This window comes from Mesobacterium pallidum (genome assembly GCF_019966535.1).
In the GTDB taxonomy this organism is placed as follows: domain Bacteria; phylum Pseudomonadota; class Alphaproteobacteria; order Rhodobacterales; family Rhodobacteraceae; genus Mesobacterium; species Mesobacterium pallidum.
Genome location: NZ_JAIMID010000027.1, coordinates 16,649 through 37,299, shown reverse-complemented (window position 1 = coordinate 37,299; position 20,651 = coordinate 16,649). Strand labels below are relative to the sequence as shown.

The following is a 20,651-nucleotide window of genomic DNA, read 5'->3' as shown; positions in this document are numbered from 1 at the left end:
GGCAAAACCCCACCCTACATCATGCGGTAGGGTGGGGTTTTACCCCACCACGCGGGGCGATTGCAGAGGCCACCTAGGCGGCCCCTGCGAAGGGTCAAGGCGGGTTACCCGCCTCCCGTGCGCGGGGACTCAGCCGCCCTTCTGGTCGTAGGCCGTGCCCCAGCCCCAGGCGCCCGAGCCGAAGCCGCGGGCGACCACGCGCTCGCGGTAGATGGCCGACACCACGTCGCCATCACCGGCCAGCAGGGCCTTGGTGGAACACATCTCGGCGCAGATCGGCAGCTTGCCCTCGGCGATCCGGTTGCGGCCGTACTTGGAGAACTCTGCGTTCGAGTTGTTCTCCTCGGGGCCACCGGCGCAGAAGGTGCACTTGTCCATCTTCCCGCGCGAGCCGAAGTTGCCCGCCTGCGGGTATTGCGGCGCGCCGAAGGGGCACGCGTAGAAGCAATAGCCGCAGCCGATGCACAGGTCCTTGGAGTGCAGGACCACGCCTTCCTCGTTCTGGTAGAAGCAATCCACCGGGCAGACGGCCATGCAGGGCGCGTCCGAGCAGTGCATGCAGGCCACCGAGATCGAGCGTTCGCCCGGCATCCCGTCCTGGATCGTCACCACGCGGCGGCGGTTGATCCCCCAGGGCACCTCGTGCTCGTTCTTGCAGGCGGTGACGCAGGCGTTGCATTCGATGCAGCGCTCGGCGTCGCAGAGAAATTTAGCTCTAGCCATTCTGTCTTCTCCTTATGCCGGCATGATCTTGCAGAGGGTGGCTTTCGTTTCCTGCATCTGCGTGACGGAATCGTAGCCATAGGTCTGCGCGGTGTTGGTCGACTCCCCCAGAACGTAGGGGTCGGCGCCGTCGGGGTACTTGGACCGCTGGTCCTCGCCCTGGAAATGGCCGCCGAAGTGGAAGGGCATGAAGGCCACGCCCGTGCCCACCCGTTCGGTCACCATCGCCATCACCTTGACCTTGCCGCCTTCGGGACCTTCCACCCAGACCTGCGACCCGTCCCGAACGCCAAGGTTGTTGGCGTCGCGCGGGTTGATCTCGATGAACATGTCCTGTTGCAACTCGGCCAGCCAGGGGTTCGACCGGGTCTCGTCCCCGCCGCCCTCGTATTCCACGAGACGGCCCGAGGTCAGGATGATCGGGTAGTCCTGGCTGAAGTCGTTCTTCTGGATCGACGCGTACAGCGTCGGCACCCGCCAGAACGTCTTGTCCTCGTAGGTCGGGTAATCGGCCACGAGGTCGCGGCGGTTGGTGTAAAGCGGCTCGCGGTGCACCGGCACCGGGTCCGGGAAGGTCCAGACCACCGCCCGCGCCTTGGCATTGCCGAAGGGCGCACAGCCATGGGCGATCGCCACGCGCTGGATGCCGCCCGACAGGTCGGTCTTCCAGTTCACGCCGCCGATCTTGTCCTGCCAGTCCGACGGGTAGGGCCCTTGCTGGTCCTGCTCGCCGACTTCGGCACCTTCGCCGGTCCGGTTGCCCTCCATGTCACGGTAGCCCGCGACATACTCGATGGAGGCACGCTCTTCGGGGGTCAGGTCGCCGTCCCAGCCGAGATCCTGCAGCATCTGCATGGTGAACTCGGGGTAGCCGTCCTGGATTTCCGAACCCACGGAATAGACCCCGTCGGCCAGCAGGTTATCGCCGTTCCTCTCGACCCCGAAACGGGCGCGGAAGGTCAGGCCGCCTTCGGCCACCGGCATCGACATGTCGTAGAGGTTCGCCGTCCCCGGGTGGTTCATCTCGGGCGTGCCCCAGCAGGGCCACGGCATCCCGTAGAAGTCGCCATCAGCGGGGCCACCAACTGCCCGCAGCGTCGTGCGGTCAAAGGTGTGCTGGTTGGCCATGTGCAGCTTGATCCGCTCCGGGCTCTGGCCGGTGTAGCCCACCGTCCACATGCCGCGGTTGAACTCGCGGGTCAGGTCCTCGACGTTGGGCTCTCCGTCCTCGACCGCGATGTTGCGGAACATCCGGTCGGCAAAGCCGAACTTCTCCGCGAACATGTGCATGATCGTGTGGTCGGGCTTGGATTCGAACAGCGGATCGACCACCTGCTCGCGCCACTGGATCGAGCGGTTCGAGGCGGTGACGGAGCCGCGGGTTTCGAACTGCGTGGCGGCGGGCAGCAGATAGACGCCATCCGTCCGGTCATGCAGCACGGCAGAGACGGTCGGGTACGGGTCGACCACCACCAGCATGTCCAGCTTTTCCATCGCGCCCTTCATCTCGACCATGCGGGTCTGCGAGTTGGGGGCGTGACCCCAGAGCACCATGGCCCGGGTGTTGTCGGGCTGCTCGAGGTTTTCCTTGTCCTCGAGAACGCCGTCGATCCAGCGGGACACGGGGATGCCCGTTAGGGTCATCATGTCCTTGTCCTTGCCGTCCTTGCCTTTCATCGTGGCAAAGCGGCCCTTGAGCCAGTCGAGGTCTTCTTCCCACACCCGCGCCCAATGGGCCCAGGACCCGGCGGCCAGGCCGTAATAGCCGGGCAGCGTGTCGGCGAGCACGCCGAGGTCGGTCGCGCCCTGCACGTTGTCATGGCCACGGAAGATGTTGGTGCCGCCGCCGGCGACGCCCATGTTCCCCAGCGCCAGCTGCAGGATGCAGTACGCCCGGGTGTTGTTGTTGCCGTTGGTGTGCTGGGTGCCGCCCATGCACCAGATCACGGTGCCGGGACGGTTGTTGGCCAGCGTGCGGGCCACACGCTCGAGTTGGCTGCCCGGCGTGCCGGTCACGCGCTCGACCTCTTCGGGGGTCCAGCGGGCGACTTCCTCGCGGATCTGGTCCATCCCCCAGACACGGGTGCGGATGAACTCCTTGTCCTCCCAGCCGTTCTCGAAGATGTGCCACAGGATGCCCCAGACCAGCGCCACGTCCGACCCCGGACGGAACCGCACGTATTCGTCGGCATGCGCCGCGGTGCGGGTGAAGCGCGGATCGCAGACGATCAGCGGCGCGTTGTTCTGTTCCTTGGCGCGCAGCACGTGCAGCAGCGACACCGGGTGCGCCTCGGCCGGGTTGCCGCCGATGATGAAGATCGCGCGCGACTTGTGGATGTCGTTGTAGCTGTTGGTCATGGCGCCGTAGCCCCATGTGTTCGCAACGCCCGCAACGGTGGTCGAATGGCAGATCCGCGCCTGGTGATCCACGTTGTTCGTGCCCCAGTAGGCGGCGAACTTGCGGAAGAGGTACGCCTGTTCATTCGAATGCTTGGCCGAGCCCAGCCAGTAGACGCTGTCCGGGCCGCTTTCGTCCCGGATCTTCATCATGCCGTCGCCGATCTCGTTGATCGCCTGTTCCCAGCTGATGCGCTTCCACTCGCCGCCCTCTTTCTTCATCGGGTACTTGAGGCGGCGCTCGCCGTGGGCATGTTCGCGGACCGAAGCGCCCTTGGCGCAATGGGCCCCGAGGTTGAACGGGCTGTCCCAGCCGGGCTCCTGCCCGATCCAGACACCGTCGCTCACCTCTGCCATGACGGTACAACCGACCGAGCAGTGGGTGCAGACGGATTTCTTCAGCTCGACCTTGCCCATCACGGCCTGCGCGCTGGCAGGCTGGACGGTGCCGCCGGTGGCGGCAATCGCCGCGAGGCCACCGATGGCCAGGCCGGACCCGCGCAGGAATGCGCGCCGGTCCACCGACGTGTTGGCCACATCGGACAGGATCGAAGTCCGCTGGGGGCGTCGCGCAACCCCGTTGGTCTTTTTCCTCAACATGGTTCTGTCTCCTTGCTAGCCGGCCGGCCCCGAATGGTCCTGCCGCTCGCTTGGTTCTCTCCTTGACCTCTGGCAGTCGGGCGTCACGCAACCAGTCGCCTTCGGTCCCCTCCCCTGCCCGGCACCGTGCCGGGCAACGCGGTTTTTCAGAACTTCGCGCTGGCGAAGTAGGCCCTTGTATGGGCGGTGTCCTGCATCTTGTCGGACGAAAGGTCGGGCGTCGCCGCCTCGGCCTCGCTGCCGCTGGTGGCAACCGCGACCGCCGCAATCGGCGCCGTGGTTCCGGCCAGCTTGAGGAAATCGCGGCGCGTGGCCTCTTTTTCCTGTGCCATCAGGATGTCTCCTTGTCGGCGTGATGGGCGGTTGCCCGCCCCTTGATGCCCGCCGTGGCGGGCGGCTTGGTCACGATCCGAGGCGGAAGGCCTCGGTCTCGATCTCTATGAAGGCGCGGCCGATGGTGCCCACGGGCGCGTAGAAGACCGAGTTCTTGGCCCCCTCGAGATCGGCAAAGAAATGCCCCGCCCAGGGGGCGATATGGCGGCTGAAGAATTCCTTCTGGCGCTCCAGCGCGGCGGTGCGGCCAAAGCGGCCGACGATGACGGCGCCCATCATCTCCATCAGGCTGGCGATGTTGTCCTCGGGCTCGAACACGTTTTCGGCGCGTTCCAGCCCCAGCCGGTTCATGTCCTGGCGCAGCAGGGCCAGCGGCTTTTCGTTCAGGAAACCGGTGAGGTAGTAGGAGGCATAGGGCAGCAGCTCGCCGCGCCCGAGGCCGATGAAGAGGCGGTTGTATTCCGACTCCACCGCCGCGGGCTTGGTCACCTTGGCGAGTTTCGCCAGGGTGGTGATCGCGCGGCCCAGGTCGCTGTCGTCGCCGGTCAGACCGGCGGTCTGGTCCAGCAGCATCCGGTCGGCCGGACGGGCCAGGATCAGCCCGAGGAAGTTGTAGAGATCGGCGCGCAGGCGGTCCTCTTCGCTGACGGCAAGGTCTGTGGCTGGGGTCATCTGGCTCTCGGTCATGTGTCGAAACGAAACCGCATCCTGCGGGAGGCGGCGGGAATGGGGTCGGGCGCGTCGGTGGCGGCAAGGACGGGCTGGGGTTCGGGGTCGGCGATCGCGTCGGGCGTATCCCCGGCCACCTCGACCGGCTCATCGGACGCGGCCACCTCCGCCGCGCCTTCGGTCTCTCCCAGCCCTTCGACCATTTGCTGCAGGTCGTGGAAGATGCCCTTGCCCACCACGTAAGAGGTGCGCACGGCATCGCCCATCTCGGCGGCCGTGGTGTAATCGTCGTCGTAATCGTTCAGCCCGTCGACGCAGGCCAGCACCGGGTTCGACCGCCACATGCTGCGCAGCGCGCGGTTCTTGAGCCGCTGCGGCACTTCCGAGCGCAGGAAGGCCTGGATCATCTCGGCACTGTCGACGCGGTCCGGGTCGGGCAATCCGGCCTCGGCCAGCAGCTCGTCATCGGGGCGGGCTTCCTGTAGGGCGCGCGCCTCGGCCTCCTCCGCTTCGCGGCGGGCGGCTTCCTCGGCCTGCGCCTCCTTGGCGACGGCAGCCTTGCGGGCGGTCCATGCGGAGAGGCGGCTCATGCCTTCCCCCCGCTATTGCGAACGGAAAACCGGCATTCACTTTTCCTGCACTCGCTCATTGCAGCCGCCTCCGCTTCAGCGCCGGAGAGGCGTAGATATCCGCCGCCTTCTCGACGCGCGGATCACCCAGGCCGTCCTCCTTGAGGTCCACCCGCGTGCGGTCGCGCCGGCGCTTGATGAACACCTCGTCCTCGTGGAACTCGTCGACGAAATCGCGCACCCAGGCGATCAGGCCGACAGGCATCGGCACCTTCTCGACGATGTCCTCGCCGCTGTCGCAATAATCCTGCGCCTCGTAGGGGGAGGCCGTGACCAGCACCACCTCGAGCGGGATCTCGCCCAGCTTCGGCCGCATCACCACGTAGACCGACGGCGTCCGCGCGCCGAGGCCGTGCAGGTAGGCCTCCGTCTCGGCGCCGTGCAGTTCGAGCGTCAGGGTCGCGGCGTGGTATTCGACCGCCTCGCCTTCCTGCCGGATCACCCGCCAGTCGGCCGGGGGCGCACCGGGCAGCACCGCGCTGGCGGTCCAGTGCCACGCGGCCCACCGCGTGACGCCGGGCGTCTTGCGCAGCACGATTCCGACCGGCATCGTCCGGTACATGTCCGGATTGTGGATCATGAACTATGCTCTCCCTTGGCTTTCGAGAGTGACCGAGCGGCCCGGCCCATCCAAGGCAAATCTTTGCGACGGCGCGAAAATCGCGGCACCTCGGACAATTTGGCCGGGGTGGACGGGGCCGCTCCCCGGCCTTGGACGAATTGTCTAACCTGAGTGTTTCTCTTTGGTTTACCACGGCATACCACGGCCCGAATCAGCGCCGCGATTCGGGGGGTCGCGCCGGGAGGCCGGCGCAAGAAAACCGGTTGTGAAGCGCATCGAATCGCGTCTAGCGTCGCCGCTGAACAGGTCGTCGGACGGCCCCGCACCGGGCCGGCTACGAGAGGGGAAAACCATGTCCAAGACGTTGATTCCATGCGATTGCCTGGGGACCAACCCGATTGATTCGGAGGCGCTGGCCAAGACCACCGGCTGGCGCGTCGCAAAGCCCTGCACCGCCCTTTGCACCACGCAGGTCGAGCGTGCCGCGAGCGCCCTGCGGGACCCGGACACGGTAATTTGTTGCACCCAGGAACAGCGCACCTTCGAGGCCTTGGCCGAGGAAATCGGCGCCCCCGCGCCCGCCCTTCTAGACCTGCGCGACCGGGCCGGGTGGAGCGCGGACCCCGCGTCCAAACTACCCAAAATGTCCGCCCTGGTGGCCGAGGCCGCCCTGCCCCACCGTCCCGACCGCACGCTCGACGTGATGTCCGAGGGGCTGTGCCTGGTGCTCGGCCGGGCGGAGGTCGCGCTGGAGGCCGCCGCGCAGCTGGCCCCGCACTTGGGCGTAACGGTGCTGCTGGAGGACGGCAGCGAGCTGCCCGATGCGCGCGATTTCGACGTGATCACCGGCAAACTGCGCCGCGCCACGGGCGCCTTCGGCAATTTCTCGGTGGTGATCGACGCGCTGCGCATGGTCGAACCCGGCGGGCGCGGGCCGCTCACCCTGACCGAGCCGCGCGATGGCGGCATCAGCGAATGCGACCTGATCGTCGACCTGCGCGGCGCGAGCCCGCTGTTCCCGGCCCATGACAAGCGCGACGGCTACTTGCGGGCCGATCCTGCCCATGCGCCTTCGGTCGCGGCGGCGGTCATGGCCGCGTCGCACATGGTCGGCACGTTCGAAAAGACCCTGCACGTGCGGACAGAGCCGCTGCTGTGCGCCCATTCCCGCGCCGAGCAGACCGGCTGCACCCGCTGCATCGACCTCTGCCCCACGGGCGCGATCTCTCCGGCCGGAGAGCATGTGTCCGTCGATCCGATGATCTGCGCGGGCTGCGGGGCGTGCTCGTCCGTCTGCCCCTCGGGCGCGATCAGCTATGACGCGCCCCCCGTAGACCGGACCATGGCGCGTGTGCAGACCCTCGCCAAGGCCTTCCTCGAGGCCGGGGGCACCGGGCCCCGCTTGCTGGTCCATGACAGCCACGGGGCCGAGATGATCCGCCTGTCGGCCCGCCACGGCCGGGGCCTGCCCGCCGACGTGATCCCGATGGAGCTGCCCGCGCTTGGCGCCTTCGGCTATGCCGAGGCGGTGGCCGCCCTTGCCGCCGGGTTCGCGACCGTGACCCTGCTGCCCGGCCCCCATGCCGACCGCGACGCGCTGGCCGCGCAGGTGGCCCTTGCCCGTGCCATCGGCGGCGAGGGGACCGCGCTCCTGGACACCACCGACCCCGAGGCGATGGAGGAGGCGCTTTACGACGCCGCCCCCCTGCCCCCGGTCGCAAGCCCCGTGCGCCCCATGGGCACCCGGCGGCAGATCACCCGGCAGGCGGCCCGCGCGCTGCATCCCGGCGTCGAAACCCTGCCCCTTCCGCAAGGCGCACCCTACGGAGCCGTATTGGTCGATACCGACGCCTGCACCCTGTGCCTGTCGTGTGTGTCGCTTTGCCCCTCGGGCGCGTTGGGGGACAACCCGGACATGCCGCAGCTGCGGTTCCAGGAAGACGCCTGCCTGCAATGCGGCCTTTGCGCCAACATCTGCCCCGAGGACGCGATCACCTACCAGCCCCGGCTTGACCTGACCGAGGCCGCGCTGTCGCAACGCATCCTGAACGAGGAAGAGCCCTTTGCCTGCATCGAATGCGGGTCGCTCTTCGGCGTGAAATCCACGATTGACCGGATCACGGCCAAGCTGGAAGCGCATCCCATGTTCTCGGGCGACAAGCTGCGGATGATCCAGATGTGCGACGATTGCCGGGTGAACGCGCAGTTCCATGCGACCGACAACCCGTTCCAGGGCGGCGAACGGCCCAAGCCGCGCACGACCGAGGATTACCTGTCAAAGCGGCGCGATCATTGAGACTGGATCGGCGCCCCCAGGTCCGCCGGCGGCATGGCCGAGACATAGGCCAGCACGGCCTCGACCTCGTACAGCGTCATGGCGATGGGGACGATGGGTGGCGGGCGGTCCTCGGGGAAGGGGTCGGTCACATCGGCGATGACGGTAAAGGACGGATGCGGGTTCAGAAGGTAAAATCCGGCAAAGCGCGCGTCCCAGTCCGGGAAGGTCCGCATCACCGCGAAGGACGGGGTCGAGCCGATGCCGCCCAGCGTCCGGTCGTCGACCTTGTGGCAGCGGCCGCATTTGGCGCGGCTGACCGCGAGGCCCAGCTCCACGTCGCCATTATAGCTGACCTCGGCCGCGACCTTGGCCTTGGGCTGCGGCAGGGTGAACAGCGCCGCGCCCTCCGGCGCATAGGCCAGCACGGTGTTGCGCCCGACCTCACCGGTCAGCCAGTCGGCCAGCTTTGCGGCACCCTCGTGATCGCCGGTCCGGTCCATGTGCCAGACCTGCCCCGCCCCTTCGAACAAGGCGCGGCCGTCATCGCCCAGCACGATGTCAGCGCCTTCGGGGTCTGCCACGATCTCGACCCGCACCCGGGTCTTCAACGAGAAGCGCGGCAGGATATATTTCATCACGCCGGTTTCCATCAGCGCTTCGGGCGCATAAAGCCGGACGGGACGATCCTGCGCCATGGCCCCCTGGGCCAAGGCCAGCACGACACAGGTTATCAGCATGAGACGGCGCATGCGGCCAGTCTAGGCCCCTGCCCCGCCTTCGGTCAAATGAACAGGAGATCATCATGAGCGATGAGTTCAACATGTCGATGCGCAAGTTCCTCAAGCAGGTGGGCGTCACCTCGCAACAGGCCATCGAGGAGGCGATGCGGGGCGCCGACACCGCCGGCAAAAGCTATGCCGTAAAGGCCGTCATCACCATCGAAGAGCTCGGCCTGACCCACGAAGTCACCGGCGACATCAAGGGACAGGAGTGAACCTTGGCTGACAGAGATACGGTTACCGCCGCGCTGAAGACCCTGACCGACCCCGTCTCGGGCAGCGATCTCATGGCCTCGGGCGTGGTGCGCGCGCTGAACGTCGACGGGGGCGCCGTGCGCTTCGTCATGGAGATCGCGCCGCAGCACGCCAAGGCCTACGAGGCCGTCAAATCCGAGGCCGAGACGCTTCTGGGCGGGCTCGAAGGGGTCGAGAAAGTTTCCATCGTGCTGACCGCGCACGAGGAAAAGGCCCCGCCGCCCGACCTGAAACCCGCGCGACCCAAGCCCAAGGGGGCGGAAAAGGTGCCGGGCGTGGCGCATATCATCGCCGTCGCCTCGGGCAAGGGCGGGGTCGGGAAATCGACCGTGTCGGCCAACCTTGCCTGTGCGCTGGCCGCGCAGGGCCGCCGGGTGGGCCTGCTGGACGCCGATGTCTACGGGCCCTCGCAGCCGCGGATGCTGGGCGTGTCGGGCCGGCCCGCCAGCCCCGATGGCAAGACCATCCTGCCACTGCGCAACCACGGCGTCACCATGATGTCGCTGGGCCTGATGACCAACGAGGACCAGGCCGTGGTCTGGCGCGGGCCGATGCTGATGGGCGCGCTGCAGCAGATGCTGTTCCAGGTGCAATGGGGCGCGCTTGACGTGCTGATCGTCGACCTGCCGCCGGGCACGGGCGACGTGCAGATGACGCTGGCGCAGAAGACGCATGTGGACGGGGCGGTCATCGTCTCGACCCCGCAGGACGTGGCGCTGCTGGATGCCCGCAAGGGGATCGACATGTTCAACCAGCTCAAGGTCCCGCTGCTGGGCCTGATCGAGAACATGTCGACGCATATCTGTTCGAACTGTGGCCACGAGGAACATGTCTTTGGCCATGGCGGCGTGCGGGCCGAGGCCGAAAAGCTTGGCGTGCCCCTGCTGGCCGAGATCCCGCTGCATATCGACATCCGGCTGGCCTCGGACGGTGGTGCGCCGATCGTCGTCAGCCAGCCCGACAGCGCCCAGGCCCGCGCCTTCATGGACGTGGCCAACGCGCTGGTGGCGCAGGGCGTGGCGTGAGCGCGGTCGCGCTTACCCTGCCCCCGCTGATGTGGGACGAGGCGGCGCATGGTGCCGCCTTCGACCACGCGGTGGGCCGCGCCGTGCAGGGCTGCGACGCGGGGCTGATCGCCCACCGACTGATGCCCGAACGGATGGAGGCCGCGCTGGTGCTGGCGCCCGAGGTGTCCTTGGCGAAAGCCATGGCCATGCTGCCGGCCTGCGCCGTCGGCTTCCAGAACGCGCTTGGCGTGCTGGCCCCGCCCGAGGTGGCCGTGCATCTCGACTGGGACGGTGGCATCCGCATCAACGGCGCCGCCTGCGGGCGGTTCCGGGTGATGGCCTCGGGCGACGATGGGACCGCGGTGCCGGATTGGCTGGTGGTCGGGTTCTCCCTGCCCCTGCTGCCCGGCTCGGAAGACGGCGGGCTGACGCCCGACCAGACCGCGCTTTACGCCGAAGGCTGCGCCGAGGTCCACCCCCCCGCGCTGGTCGAGGCCTGGGCGCGCCACACGCTGAACTGGATCACCCGCTGGGACGGCGGCGACGCCCAGGCCCTGCACGAGGAATGGCGCGGGCTCGCCTGGGGGATCGGCGAAGAGGTCTCGGCCCTGGGCCAGTCCGGCACCTTCCTTGGCATCGACGAAGATTTCGGCATGCTGCTGCGGTCAGGTGACGACACGCAGCTCATCCCGCTCACCCGGTTGTTGGAGGACGCCCCATGAAACTTGCCCGTGCCATCCATTTCGACGACAGCGACACGCGGGTCTTCGCCTCTCCGGCGCGGACCGGGGAATGGTGCGTGTCGGGCGGGTTCGAATTCTCGAACTGGACGACGGGCGACCTGACCGGCAAGGCGCGGCAGGCCTTTGCCAACGGCTGGCTGGGGCTGGAAACCTTCGGCCGCGCGACCTTTGTCGCCGTGACCGAGGCGCAGGAAGCGGAGGTGGCGGCGCTGACCGACGCGCTCGCCGCGCATTTCGTCAGCTACTACGGGGCGCCCTCGGTCGAGGCTGCCCGCCCTGTCGCGGCCGAGGAAATCGCCCACATGGGCGAGCTTTGCGAAGACCACAAGCCCAACACCCTGCTCACCGTCGCGCGGGAGTTGACCGAGGCCGGCGTGCGCGAATCCTACCGGATGATCGAGCCGTCCGATGCCGGTCTCGAGCAATTCGCGATCCACGGAGAGTTGGACGAGTAAGAAATTGCCCATGGGCAACTCGGGGGCTGTCCCGCAGAGTTGCCCATGGGCAATTTTCACGGATCACGCGTTGAAGCGATCCGAGAGATAGGCGGCAAAGGCCGCCTCGAGCTGGGATTTCGTCATGGAATCCTCGAACTCCACCACCACTTTCCGGCCCTTCTTGCGCACGCTGATCCCGCGTTCGGCGGCACTGCGGGCATAGGTCTTGCCCTCGTCCGGCGCTCTGGCGACCGTGGGCTTGCCCGCCTTGACCAGCCGCCGCATCACCGCCACGCCGTCCATGTAACCGCCGCGCCCCTGCCGGGCGAGCGCCTGTTCCCGGGCGATCACGGCGGCCTCTTCCATGACGCGCTGCGCCGCATCGGGATCGCTCAGCAGCGGCTTCAGCTCGCGCGCATTGCGCTCGCGGATGTCGCGGACCGACGGAAAGGCCGCCACGATCCCCTCGGGCAGTTTCGCCAGTTGCAGGTAGCGCGAGAGCCAGGGCTGCGAGACCTCGAGCCGTTCGGCCATCGCTTTCTGCCGGCCGCCGTAATAGCGCTCCACCGCGTCGGCATAATCGATGGCCCGCTCGTAGTCGGAAATATCCTCGCGGTCGCGGTTCTCGATATCGGCGAGGCGAAAGGCCTCCTCGTCCGTCATCTCGCGCAGTTCGACCAGGTACTTGAACTGCGTGTAATTGTTGGCCCGCAGCCAGGTCACCGCGAAATGCCGTCGGGCGCCACAGATCACCTCGAAATCGAACCCGGGCTCGGAGGACGGCCGCACGATCGCCGGGAATTCCTGACGGCCCTGCGACCGGATCCCGTCGATCAGGTCGCGGCAATTGTCCTCGGTCAGCAGTTCGTAATCGCGGTTGTGACGGTCCCACATGCGGCAGCGCGCCGGATCGACCCAGCGCAGGGTCTTCTCTTCCAGCTCGCCCGAGAGCCGTTCCGAGATCGTCGTGGTCCGCTTGAGGAACCGCGTCCCCGCCCGCTCCTCGGCCGGGGCGGGGGCGTCGAGCCCGCTGAGCACGTCGTCGAAGATGGCATCGTGTTTCCGGGTCATAGCACTCCCTCCTTGCGCAGCTGCGCGTGATGGCTGGGCCAGGTCTTGCGGATCAGCACCTCGATTTCGCGGCCCACGGCGTCGAGGTAGGCGCGGCAGCGCTTGTGCGTCTCGGTCCGCGTCGCGGCGCCGGTCAGCTCGTAGACGGTGCTGAGGTTCGCCGTGGCATTGTCGATCTCGGCGCTGTCCTTCTGCACGCTCAGCAACATGTCCATCGGGAACACCGCATCCATCATCCGCTTGATCGCCACATGCGCCGACTTGGTGTCGTTCATCTTGGTCGCGAGAATTTTAACAAAAGAATAATCCCGCGCGCCGCCAGCCTGGGCGAGCTCGTTCAGCGTGGCGCCCAGCATCTTGAGGAAATGCGCGGTCGAGCCGAAGTCGATGTTGTTCGGCGGGGCCGGGATCACCAGCGCATTGGCCGCCCGCAGCACCGAGAGCGACAGCATCCCCAGCGCTGGCGGCGGGTCCAGCAGGATGACATCGAACCGGTCCTTGATCGTCTCTATTCCGGCCCGAAGCCGGTCCAAAACGAAAGCCTGCTCGCGCGCCATGCGGGCCGCGAATTCATACTCGGCATCGTAAAGCCCGAGGTTCGCGGGGATCAGCGCGATGTTGGGCCAATAGGTCGCGCGCAGGGCATAGCTGAGGTCGGGCGGCCCGCCGTGCCGGAAGAAGGGGTAGAGCGTATCCTCCTCTTCATCCACATCGACGTCAGGGTTCAGCCCGAACATCGAAGTGGTCGAGGCCTGGCTGTCACAATCAATCACGCAGACGCGGTAACCCTTGAGCGCGAGATACTGCGCGAGATGACAGACGGTGGTCGACTTGCCGACCCCGCCCTTGAAGTTCTGGATCGCGAGGACCATCGCCGGATCGCTCGGTGCGCGGTGGGGCAGGGTGCCGAACACCTGCCGCATGCGGTTCACATCCGCCAGGCTGTAACCGGTGCGGCGCCCGGTGTCGGGGTCCTTTTCCGGCTCCGGCAGCCGGCCATCGGCCTCGGCATCGCGGATCAGTTTCTCGCTGCGGCCGACCATCTCGGCCGCGCGGCGCACGTTGAATTGCAGCTCGAGCCGCTTTTCGGTGCCCGGCGCGTAGAGCCGGTCGCGCAGCCGCGCGATCACGGTCGAGGCGCGGCCGGCCAGTTGGTCAAGCTCGCGCAGGGTGACGGGGGGAAGGGCTGACTGCTCCATGTCCATCCTCTGGTGGGTGGTGTCGCGCGAATCATGGACTGTCGTGCCATCCGCCTCAAGTGCGAAGTTTTCGCAGGATCGCCGAAAAAAGCGGAAATCGGGGCAGGAGGGCGAAATGCCGGGAAACAGGAGGTAGTGGCCGGAATTTCCGAACCTTGGCAGGGTTTCGTATCGCCATGCACCCGATTTGTAAGGAATAGGCGTCATGAGGCCAGGAAGGGAGCTTTCCACGGGTCCCAAACACCTCAAATCAAAAAACACAAAACCCCTTCTGTTCTGGATTCTTAGATTCCCTGTTCGGGCCGCCTAACCCCTTGTCGCACCAACCATAACCGCACCAGGCCTTACATTTCGGGACCGCTTGGCCTACGCATCGGGACGGTTATCCTTACCTTCCGGGACGGCTGCTCTTACGGATCGGGTGGCCTTGAAACCTTACGTTTCGGGTGTCGTCGGATCCCTCGAAAACCCCCGGAAAAAAGGCTTGCAGGGCAGCATGTTGCGAATCACTTCGCGACGTTCCGCCCTCTGAAACCTTACGTTTCGGGTGATGGACGCGCCCGGCGCGCTCTGATACCTTACGCGCAAAGGCCTACAAAAGTAAGAGCAGGCGGGTAATCGCACATGGCCACCGGACCGAATACAGGACCCAATACGGGCAAACCTTACCGCACCATCGAGGCGCGGCCAAACGCCGAGTCGCTCGTCAAACCGGGCGAACTGGTGGACCTTGTCGAGGTCACGCCGCTGACGCTGGCCGACCGGCGGATCTACAACCAGCTTTTGGAAAACGCCTGGGATGCCATCGACAAGCCGGTGACGCATGTCATCGCCAAGGCCGATCTGCGCGGGTCGCACAATTCCAACGACCGGGTGGGCGAAAGCGTGGAGCGGCTGATGTCGGCCATCGTCAAGGTGCGTGTCACCCGCGACGGGGAGGATGCGATCGAGCGGGTGCAGCTGTTGGGCGGCAACATCGAGACGACCCGGCGCGATGGCCTTCTGGAATACGAGATCCCGCAGCGGCTGCGGCGGATCATCAAGGACAGCACGGTCTTTGCCCGGCTGCAGCGCGAGGTGATGTTCGCGCTGAGCTCCAAGTACGCGCTGACGCTTTACGAGATGATCCAGAAACGGGGGAACCTGCGGTACCGGTCCTCGGAAAAGTTCTCCATCGACGACCTGCGCGGCATCCTCGGGGTGGCCAAGGGCAAGCTGACCTCTTGGTCGAACCTCAAGTTGCGGGCCATCGACCCTGCCGTGGCCGAGGTCAATGCGCTGAGCGATTACGTGGTCGAGGTGGCGCCGCTCAAGACCGGGCGGCGGGTCACGCATGTCGAACTGCGCTGGTGGCGCAAGGACGGGCAGGCGAGCGCGGGGGCGGAGCGGGAGCTGGCCTTTTCCAAGGTCGGCCGCAAGGCGCGGATGGAGGGGCGGGTGGACGAGGTCAAGCCGCGCCCCGCCTGGCTGGACAGCCGCGGTCCGGCGCTGCGCACAGAGACCTACGAGACCGCGCGGCTGCGGCATCCGGGCTATGACATTTACCATGTCGAGGGCGAATGGCGGGCCTGGGCGCAGGGGCGGGAGGCGCCGCGCGACCCGGACCGGGCCTTCCTCGCCTTTTTCCGCAGTTTTGCCGAGAAGAACCCGATTTGAGGCAAGTTAGAGACGGGTCTGGCGCCGCGCTTGTGGCGGGCCGGGCTTGAGTATTTGTGGAATAATGAAAGGGGCAAGGGCGCGGGATGACAGGGCGGGGGCTTGGCGATAGATTTGGCCAGGGAGGACCCGTGATGCGCTCCGTTCGTTTGCGCCTGCTGATCCTGGCGCTTGCGCCGTTGATCCTGCTCATGCCGCTGCTGTTGCTGCTGGGCATGACGCGCTGGACGGCGGATTACGACAAGGTGCTGATCGCCAATGTCGAGAGCGACCTGCGGATCGCCGAGCAGTACCTGGCGCGTCTCATGGCCGACACCGGGGAGGAGCTGCACGGCATGGCCGGGTCGGTCGCCTTTGCCGAGATGCTGGAGCAGGGGGCCGAGGCGCAGGCGGGCTATTTTCGCCGGAACAGGGACGCATTGGGGCTCGATTTCCTCTATTACCTGCCGCGGGCCGAGGCGGGGGAGCTGGCCGAGGCCTGGCCGGTGATCCAGGCCGGGCTGCGCCGGCCGGACACGCAGATCGACATCTTTCCGGGCGAGGTACTGGCGGGTCTTGGTCCTGACCTCGCGGCGCAGGCGCGGATCGACCTGATCGAGACCGAGGCCGCCGTGCCCACCGACCGCCGGATCGAGGATCGGGGCATGGTCGTGCATTCCGCCAGTCCGGTGACGCGGGCCGGGCACGAGGGGGTGCTGGTCGGGGGGATCCTCTTGAACCGCAATCTCGATTTCATCGATTCGATCAATGCGCTGGTGTATCTCAACGCCGTCACGGGCGGGGAGCGGCAGGGGACGGCGACGCTGTTCCTTGACGATGTGCGGGTCAGCACCAACGTGCGGCTCTTCGAGGATGTGCGGGCGCTGGGGACGCGCGTCAGCGCCGCCGTGCGGGCGCGGGTGCTGGGGGAGGGGCAGACCTGGCTCGACCGCGCTTTCGTGGTGAACGACTGGTATATCTCGGGCTACCTGCCGCTGAGCGACAGCTTTGGCGAGCGGGTGGGGATGCTGTATGTCGGTTTCCTCGAGGCGCCGTTTACCGCCGCCAAGCGCGAGGCCTTCCTGTGGATGATGGCGGCGTTCTTTGCCGTGCTGCTGCTGTCGGCGCCGGTCTTCCTGTGGATGGCGGGGGGGATCTTTGCGCCGCTGGAGCGCATGACCCAGACCATGGGCCGGGTCGGGCGGGGGGACCTGTCGGCGCGGATCGGGGCGATGCGGCGGGGCGACGAGATCGCCGCGGTGGCCGGGCATCTCGACGACTTGCTGGACCAGGTGCAGGACCGCGACGCGCGGCTGCGGGCCTGGGCCGACGAGCTGAACGCACGGGTCGAGGAGCGGACCGGCGAGCTGCGCGAGGCGAATGCCAAGCTGGAGCAGACCTTTCGCCAGCTGGTGATGAGCGAGAAGCTCGCCTCCATCGGCGAGATCACGGCGGGGGTGGCGCATGAGATCAACAACCCGGTGGCGGTGATCCAGGGCAACCTCGACCTGCTGCGCGAGGTGCTGGGCGAGGAGGCCGTGCCGGTGCAGATGGAGCTGGACCTGATCGACGCGCAGGTGACGCGGATCCAGGCCATCGTCGGCAAGCTGCTCAAGTTCGCGGGGCCGGGGGAGGAGGGCTATGGCGGCTCGGTCGACCTGGCGCCGGTGGTAGGCGATTGCCTGGTGCTGGTGGAACACGTGCTCTCCAAGGCCGGGGTGCGGGTCGTCACCGACCTTGGCGATGTGCCCGAGGTGCGGATCGCGCCCGGGGAGATGCAGCAGGTGGTCGTCAACCTGCTGGTCAACGCGGTGCAGGCGATGGGGCAGGGCGGTGTGTTGCGGTTGGTGCTGATCCGGGCGGTGCGCGAGGGGCGGGCCGGGGTCTGCCTGACCGTTCGGGACAGCGGGCCCGGAGTGCCGGAGGCGATGCTGGGCCAGGTCTTCAACCCATTCTTCACCACGAAACAGGGCGAGGGGACGGGGCTGGGCCTGTCGATCTCGCAGACGCTGATCCAGCGGGCGGGGGGGATCATCTCCGTGCGCAACCCCGAGGGCGGGGGCGCGGAATTCGCGATCTGGCTGCCGGTTGGGGAAGAGGAGATGGCGGCAGAGTAGCCCGGAAATGTGTCTCTAACGTGGGATTATTGAGCCCTTCCTGGCGATACGGTCATGAGATGCGGTAATGGGCACGCCGGACCCTGGGGTGACGGTCGTCTCGGAAAAGGTCCAGTGGACCTTTTCAGGCCGGAACGGGCGGAGCCCAGGGGGCGCTGCAAATGTGCCCTCGTCGTGCCGGAGGCACGCCATCCGCAGGCACGCCTACGGTGTGACGGGAGGGTCGGGCGCGGCCCGTGTTTGCAACACGGGCCAGACGTGGGAACGGTGTTGCGACAAGAGCCGGTCTTCGGCCCGTTGAGGGGGCGGAAGTGAGTATTTGGAGAATAATGAAAGGGATGAGGGCCGGCCCGGGGGTGAGGTCGGGCCGGCCCTGTCCGACGTCAGGCTGCCGTGACGCGCACGGCCGAGAACTTGAACTCCGGGATCTTGCCGAAGGGGTCCAGCGCCGGGTTGGTCAGGATGTTCGCCGCCGCCTCGACATAGGCGAAGGGCAGGAACACCATGTCCGGCGCGATGGCGCGGTCGGCGCGGGCCATGACCTCGATCGCGCCGCGGCGGGTTTCCAGCCGGACCATGCCGCCCGGCTCGACCCCCAACTTGCGCAGGGTCGAGGGGTGGAGCGAGCAGTTGGCCTCCGGCTCGACCGCGTCGAGCACCTTGGACCGGCGGGTCATCGACCCGGTGTGCCAGTGTTCCAGCTGCCGGCCGGTGGTCAGCACCATCGGGTAGTCGGCATCGGGCGTCTCGTCCGGCGGGATCACCGAGGCCGGTGTGAACTTCGCCCGGCCGCCGGCGCGCGGGAAGCCGTCACCGAAGACGATGGGCTGGCCGGGGTCGTCCATGCTGAGCGACGGGTAGGTCACGGCGGTCTGTTCCAGGCGGTCCCAGGTGATGTTCGTCAGCGACTTCATGCCCTGCTTCATCTCGGCGAAGACCTGGCTTGGGTGCGCATAGGTCCAGTCGAGGCCGAGGCGCTGCGCCAGATCGACGGTGATCGCCCAGTCCTCGCGCGCTTCGCCCGGGGGTGTCGCGGCGGCGCGGCCCATCTGTACCTGCCGGTTGGTGTTCGTGACCGTGCCGTTTTTCTCGTAGAAGGCGGCGGCGGGCAGGATCACGTCGGCGTAGTTCGCCGTCTCGGTCAGGAAGATGTCCTGCACCACGAGGTGTTCGAGGCTGGCCAGCGCTTCGCGCGCATGGGTCACATCGGGGTCGGACATGGCCGGGTTTTCGCCCAGGATATACATGCCGCGGATCGTGCCCGCATGCACGGCGTCGAGGATTTCCGTGACCGTCAGCCCCTTCTGGTTCGAGAAGTCGCCCGATTGCCAGATTTCCAAGAAGGCCGAGCGCACGCCGTCATCCGTGACCGACCGGTAGTCGGGCAGGAACATCGGGATGAGGCCCGCATCCGACGCGCCCTGCACGTTGTTCTGGCCGCGCAGCGGGTGCAGGCCCGCGCCGGGTTTGCCGACATTGCCGGTCATCAGCGCGAGGCTGATCAGGCAGCGGGAATTGTCCGTGCCGTGGATGTGCTGGGACACACCCATGCCCCAGAAGATCATGCCGTTGCCGGTCGAGAAATCGCGCGCGACGGCGCGCACGGTCTCGGCGGGGATGCCGGTCAGGTCCTCCATCGCCTCGGGGGCGAAACCGGCAAGGTGCTGTTTCTCGACCTCCCAATTCTCGGTGAAACGGTCGATATAGGCCTGGTCATACAGCCCTTCCTCGACGATCACGGACATGATCGAGTTCAGCAGCGGCACGTCCGCGCCGGGGCGGAATTGCAGCATGTGGGTCGCGAAACGGCGCAGGCCGACGCCGCGCGGGTCCATCACGATCAGCTTGCCGCCGCGCTTGGTGAACTGCTTGAAATAGGTGGCCGCGACGGGGTGGTTCTCGACCGGGTTGGCGCCGATGACGATGGCGACGTCGGCGTTTTCGATCTCGTTGAAGGTGGCGGTCACGGCGGCCGAGCCCACGTTCTCCATCAGCGCCGACACGGACGAGGCGTGGCAGAGACGGGTGCAGTGGTCGACGTTGTTGTGGCCGAACCCCTGGCGGATGAGCTTCTGGAAGAGGTACGCCTCTTCGTTGGTGCACTTGGCCGAACCGAAGCCGGCGACCGTCTCGCCGCCCTGCTTGCGCAGGTCCGCCAGGCCCTTGGCGGCGAAGTCCATCGCCTCGTCCCAGGTCGCTTCGCGGAAATGGGTGAGCGGGTTGGCCGGGTCGACGTTGAGCCCCTTGGGCGCGTCCTCGCGGCGGATCAGCGGTTTGGTCAGCCGGTGCGGGTGGTGGATGTAGTCAAAGCCGAAGCGGCCCTTGACACACAGGCGGCCTTCGTTCGCGGGGCCGTCGATGCCCTCGACATACTTGACCTTGCCGTCCTTGAGTTTCAGCGAGACCTGGCAGCCGACGCCGCAGAAGGGGCAGACGGATTTGACCTCTTGGTCGAAATCCTTGCTGTCGCCCTGCTGCTGGTCGTCGAGCACGGTGGCCGGCATCAGCGCGCCGGTGGGGCAGGCCTGGACGCATTCGCCGCAGGCGACGCAGGTCGAGGCGCCCATCGGGTCGTCCATGTCGAAGGTCGGAAAGCTGTCGTGGCCCCGGTCCGACATGCCGAGCACGTCGTTCACCTGGACCTCGCGGCAGGCGCGGACGCAGAGGTTGCACTGGATGCAGGCGTCGAGGTTGACGCGCATGGCGACGTGGCTGTCGTCGAGCAGCGGGATGCGCTCGGCCTCCATCGTCGGGAAGCGGCTTTCCGTGACGCCATTGAGGTCGGCCATGTCCCAGAAGTGGGACGAGGAATCATGGGCGGCATTGCGTTCCGGCTGGTCGGCCAGCAGCAGTTCCATGACCAGGTTGCGCGACTTCTCGGCGCGGTCGCTGGCGGTGTTGACCACCATGCCCTCGGACGGCGCGCGGCAGCAGGAGGCGGCGAGGGTGCGTTCGCCCTCGATCTCGACCATGCAAGCGCGGCAATTGCCGTCGGGGCGGTAGCCCTTGGCGTCCTTGTGGCAGAGGTGCGGGATCAGGGTGCCCTCGCGCTTGGCGACGTCCCAGATGGTTTCATCGCCCACGGCGGTGACGTCGCGCCCGTCGAGGGTGAAGGTGGTTTGCTTGATCGCGTTGCCGTCGGCCATGGGTCAGACTCCGATCTGGCTGGAATGGGGGGATGCCGAGGGTTCGGCATGAAGGGCGTCATGGGTCTGCC

Annotated in this window: 17 protein-coding genes; 7 read left to right on the top strand and 10 right to left on the bottom strand. The window is 67.1% G+C overall.

What is annotated here, in order from left to right; genetic code table 11:
• Window positions 1-129: 129 nt before the first annotated feature.
• From fdh3B to MF270_RS25215, 6 genes are all read right to left on the bottom strand, one after another.
• Entirely contained in the window at window positions 130-723 is a 594-nt protein-coding gene (gene fdh3B, locus MF270_RS25240; protein ID WP_238368420.1) for a formate dehydrogenase FDH3 subunit beta, read from the bottom strand.
• A gap of 12 nt (window positions 724-735) precedes the next feature.
• The gene (locus MF270_RS25235; RefSeq protein WP_238368419.1) at window positions 736-3,720 is read right to left on the bottom strand and encodes a formate dehydrogenase subunit alpha; all 2,985 of its coding nucleotides are present in this window, start codon (window positions 3,718-3,720) and stop codon (window positions 736-738) included.
• A 146-nt stretch (window positions 3,721-3,866) separates the two neighbouring features.
• The gene (locus MF270_RS25230; protein ID WP_238368418.1) at window positions 3,867-4,052 is read right to left on the bottom strand and encodes a twin-arginine translocation signal domain-containing protein; all 186 of its coding nucleotides are present in this window, start codon (window positions 4,050-4,052) and stop codon (window positions 3,867-3,869) included.
• 70 nt (window positions 4,053-4,122) lie between these two features.
• Complete coding sequence (locus MF270_RS25225; protein ID WP_238368417.1) at window positions 4,123-4,740, bottom strand: TorD/DmsD family molecular chaperone; 618 nt, start codon at window positions 4,738-4,740, stop codon at window positions 4,123-4,125.
• The gene (locus MF270_RS25220) at window positions 4,737-5,312 is read right to left on the bottom strand and encodes a DUF3306 domain-containing protein (protein WP_238368416.1); all 576 of its coding nucleotides are present in this window, start codon (window positions 5,310-5,312) and stop codon (window positions 4,737-4,739) included. The genes MF270_RS25225 and MF270_RS25220 overlap by 4 nt, the downstream gene beginning before the upstream one ends.
• Before the next feature lie 55 nt (window positions 5,313-5,367).
• Window positions 5,368-5,901, bottom strand: coding sequence for a DUF3305 domain-containing protein (locus MF270_RS25215; protein WP_238368439.1), 534 nt, complete (start codon window positions 5,899-5,901; stop codon window positions 5,368-5,370).
• A 364-nt stretch (window positions 5,902-6,265) separates the two neighbouring features.
• On the opposite strand from MF270_RS25215, the gene MF270_RS25210 reads away from it, so the two are divergent.
• Entirely contained in the window at window positions 6,266-8,209 is a 1,944-nt protein-coding gene (locus MF270_RS25210) for a 4Fe-4S binding protein (protein ID WP_238368415.1), read from the top strand.
• Here the strand turns inward: MF270_RS25210 and MF270_RS25205 are convergent.
• Complete coding sequence (locus MF270_RS25205; protein WP_238368414.1) at window positions 8,203-8,940, bottom strand: hypothetical protein; 738 nt, start codon at window positions 8,938-8,940, stop codon at window positions 8,203-8,205. The two genes, MF270_RS25210 and MF270_RS25205, sit on opposite strands and share 7 nt — an antisense overlap.
• 53 nt (window positions 8,941-8,993) lie before the next feature.
• Between MF270_RS25205 and MF270_RS25200 the strand changes: the two genes are divergently transcribed.
• Genes MF270_RS25200 through MF270_RS25185 form a run of 4 tightly spaced genes read left to right on the top strand, consistent with a single transcriptional unit; the run spans window position 8,994 to window position 11,430 of the window.
• A complete protein-coding gene (locus tag MF270_RS25200) occupies window positions 8,994-9,185 on the top strand; it encodes a DUF6494 family protein (protein WP_238368413.1) in 192 nt (63 codons plus the stop codon).
• Window positions 9,186-9,188: 3 nt separating this feature from the next.
• Window positions 9,189-10,250 (top strand): iron-sulfur cluster carrier protein ApbC, encoded by a 1,062-nt coding sequence (gene apbC / locus MF270_RS25195; RefSeq protein WP_238368412.1) that lies wholly within the window; start codon window positions 9,189-9,191, stop codon window positions 10,248-10,250.
• A 29-nt stretch (window positions 10,251-10,279) separates the two neighbouring features.
• Window positions 10,280-10,954, top strand: a complete 675-nt coding sequence (locus MF270_RS25190; protein WP_238368438.1) for a biotin/lipoate--protein ligase family protein — start codon at window positions 10,280-10,282, stop codon at window positions 10,952-10,954.
• Window positions 10,951-11,430, top strand: coding sequence for a DUF6505 family protein (locus MF270_RS25185; protein WP_238368411.1), 480 nt, complete (start codon window positions 10,951-10,953; stop codon window positions 11,428-11,430). The genes MF270_RS25190 and MF270_RS25185 overlap by 4 nt, the downstream gene beginning before the upstream one ends.
• A gap of 63 nt (window positions 11,431-11,493) precedes the next feature.
• Here the strand turns inward: MF270_RS25185 and MF270_RS25180 are convergent, their stop codons facing one another.
• Window positions 11,494-12,483 (bottom strand): ParB/RepB/Spo0J family partition protein, encoded by a 990-nt coding sequence (locus MF270_RS25180; protein ID WP_238368410.1) that lies wholly within the window; start codon window positions 12,481-12,483, stop codon window positions 11,494-11,496.
• Entirely contained in the window at window positions 12,480-13,682 is a 1,203-nt protein-coding gene (locus tag MF270_RS25175) for an AAA family ATPase (RefSeq protein WP_238368409.1), read from the bottom strand. The genes MF270_RS25180 and MF270_RS25175 overlap by 4 nt, the downstream gene beginning before the upstream one ends.
• Window positions 13,683-14,306: 624 nt before the next feature.
• On the opposite strand from MF270_RS25175, the gene MF270_RS25170 reads away from it, so the two are divergent.
• Together MF270_RS25170 and MF270_RS25165 are read left to right on the top strand one after the other, a co-directional pair.
• A complete protein-coding gene (locus MF270_RS25170) occupies window positions 14,307-15,338 on the top strand; it encodes a replication initiation protein (RefSeq protein ID WP_238368408.1) in 1,032 nt (343 codons plus the stop codon).
• A 134-nt stretch (window positions 15,339-15,472) separates the two neighbouring features.
• The gene (locus MF270_RS25165) at window positions 15,473-17,434 is read left to right on the top strand and encodes a sensor histidine kinase (protein WP_238368407.1); all 1,962 of its coding nucleotides are present in this window, start codon (window positions 15,473-15,475) and stop codon (window positions 17,432-17,434) included.
• A 383-nt stretch (window positions 17,435-17,817) separates the two neighbouring features.
• Here MF270_RS25165 and fdhF read toward each other — a convergent pair whose 3' ends face one another.
• A complete protein-coding gene (gene fdhF, locus MF270_RS25160; RefSeq protein ID WP_238368406.1) occupies window positions 17,818-20,580 on the bottom strand; it encodes a formate dehydrogenase subunit alpha in 2,763 nt (920 codons plus the stop codon).
• Window positions 20,581-20,651: the final 71 nt, after the last annotated feature.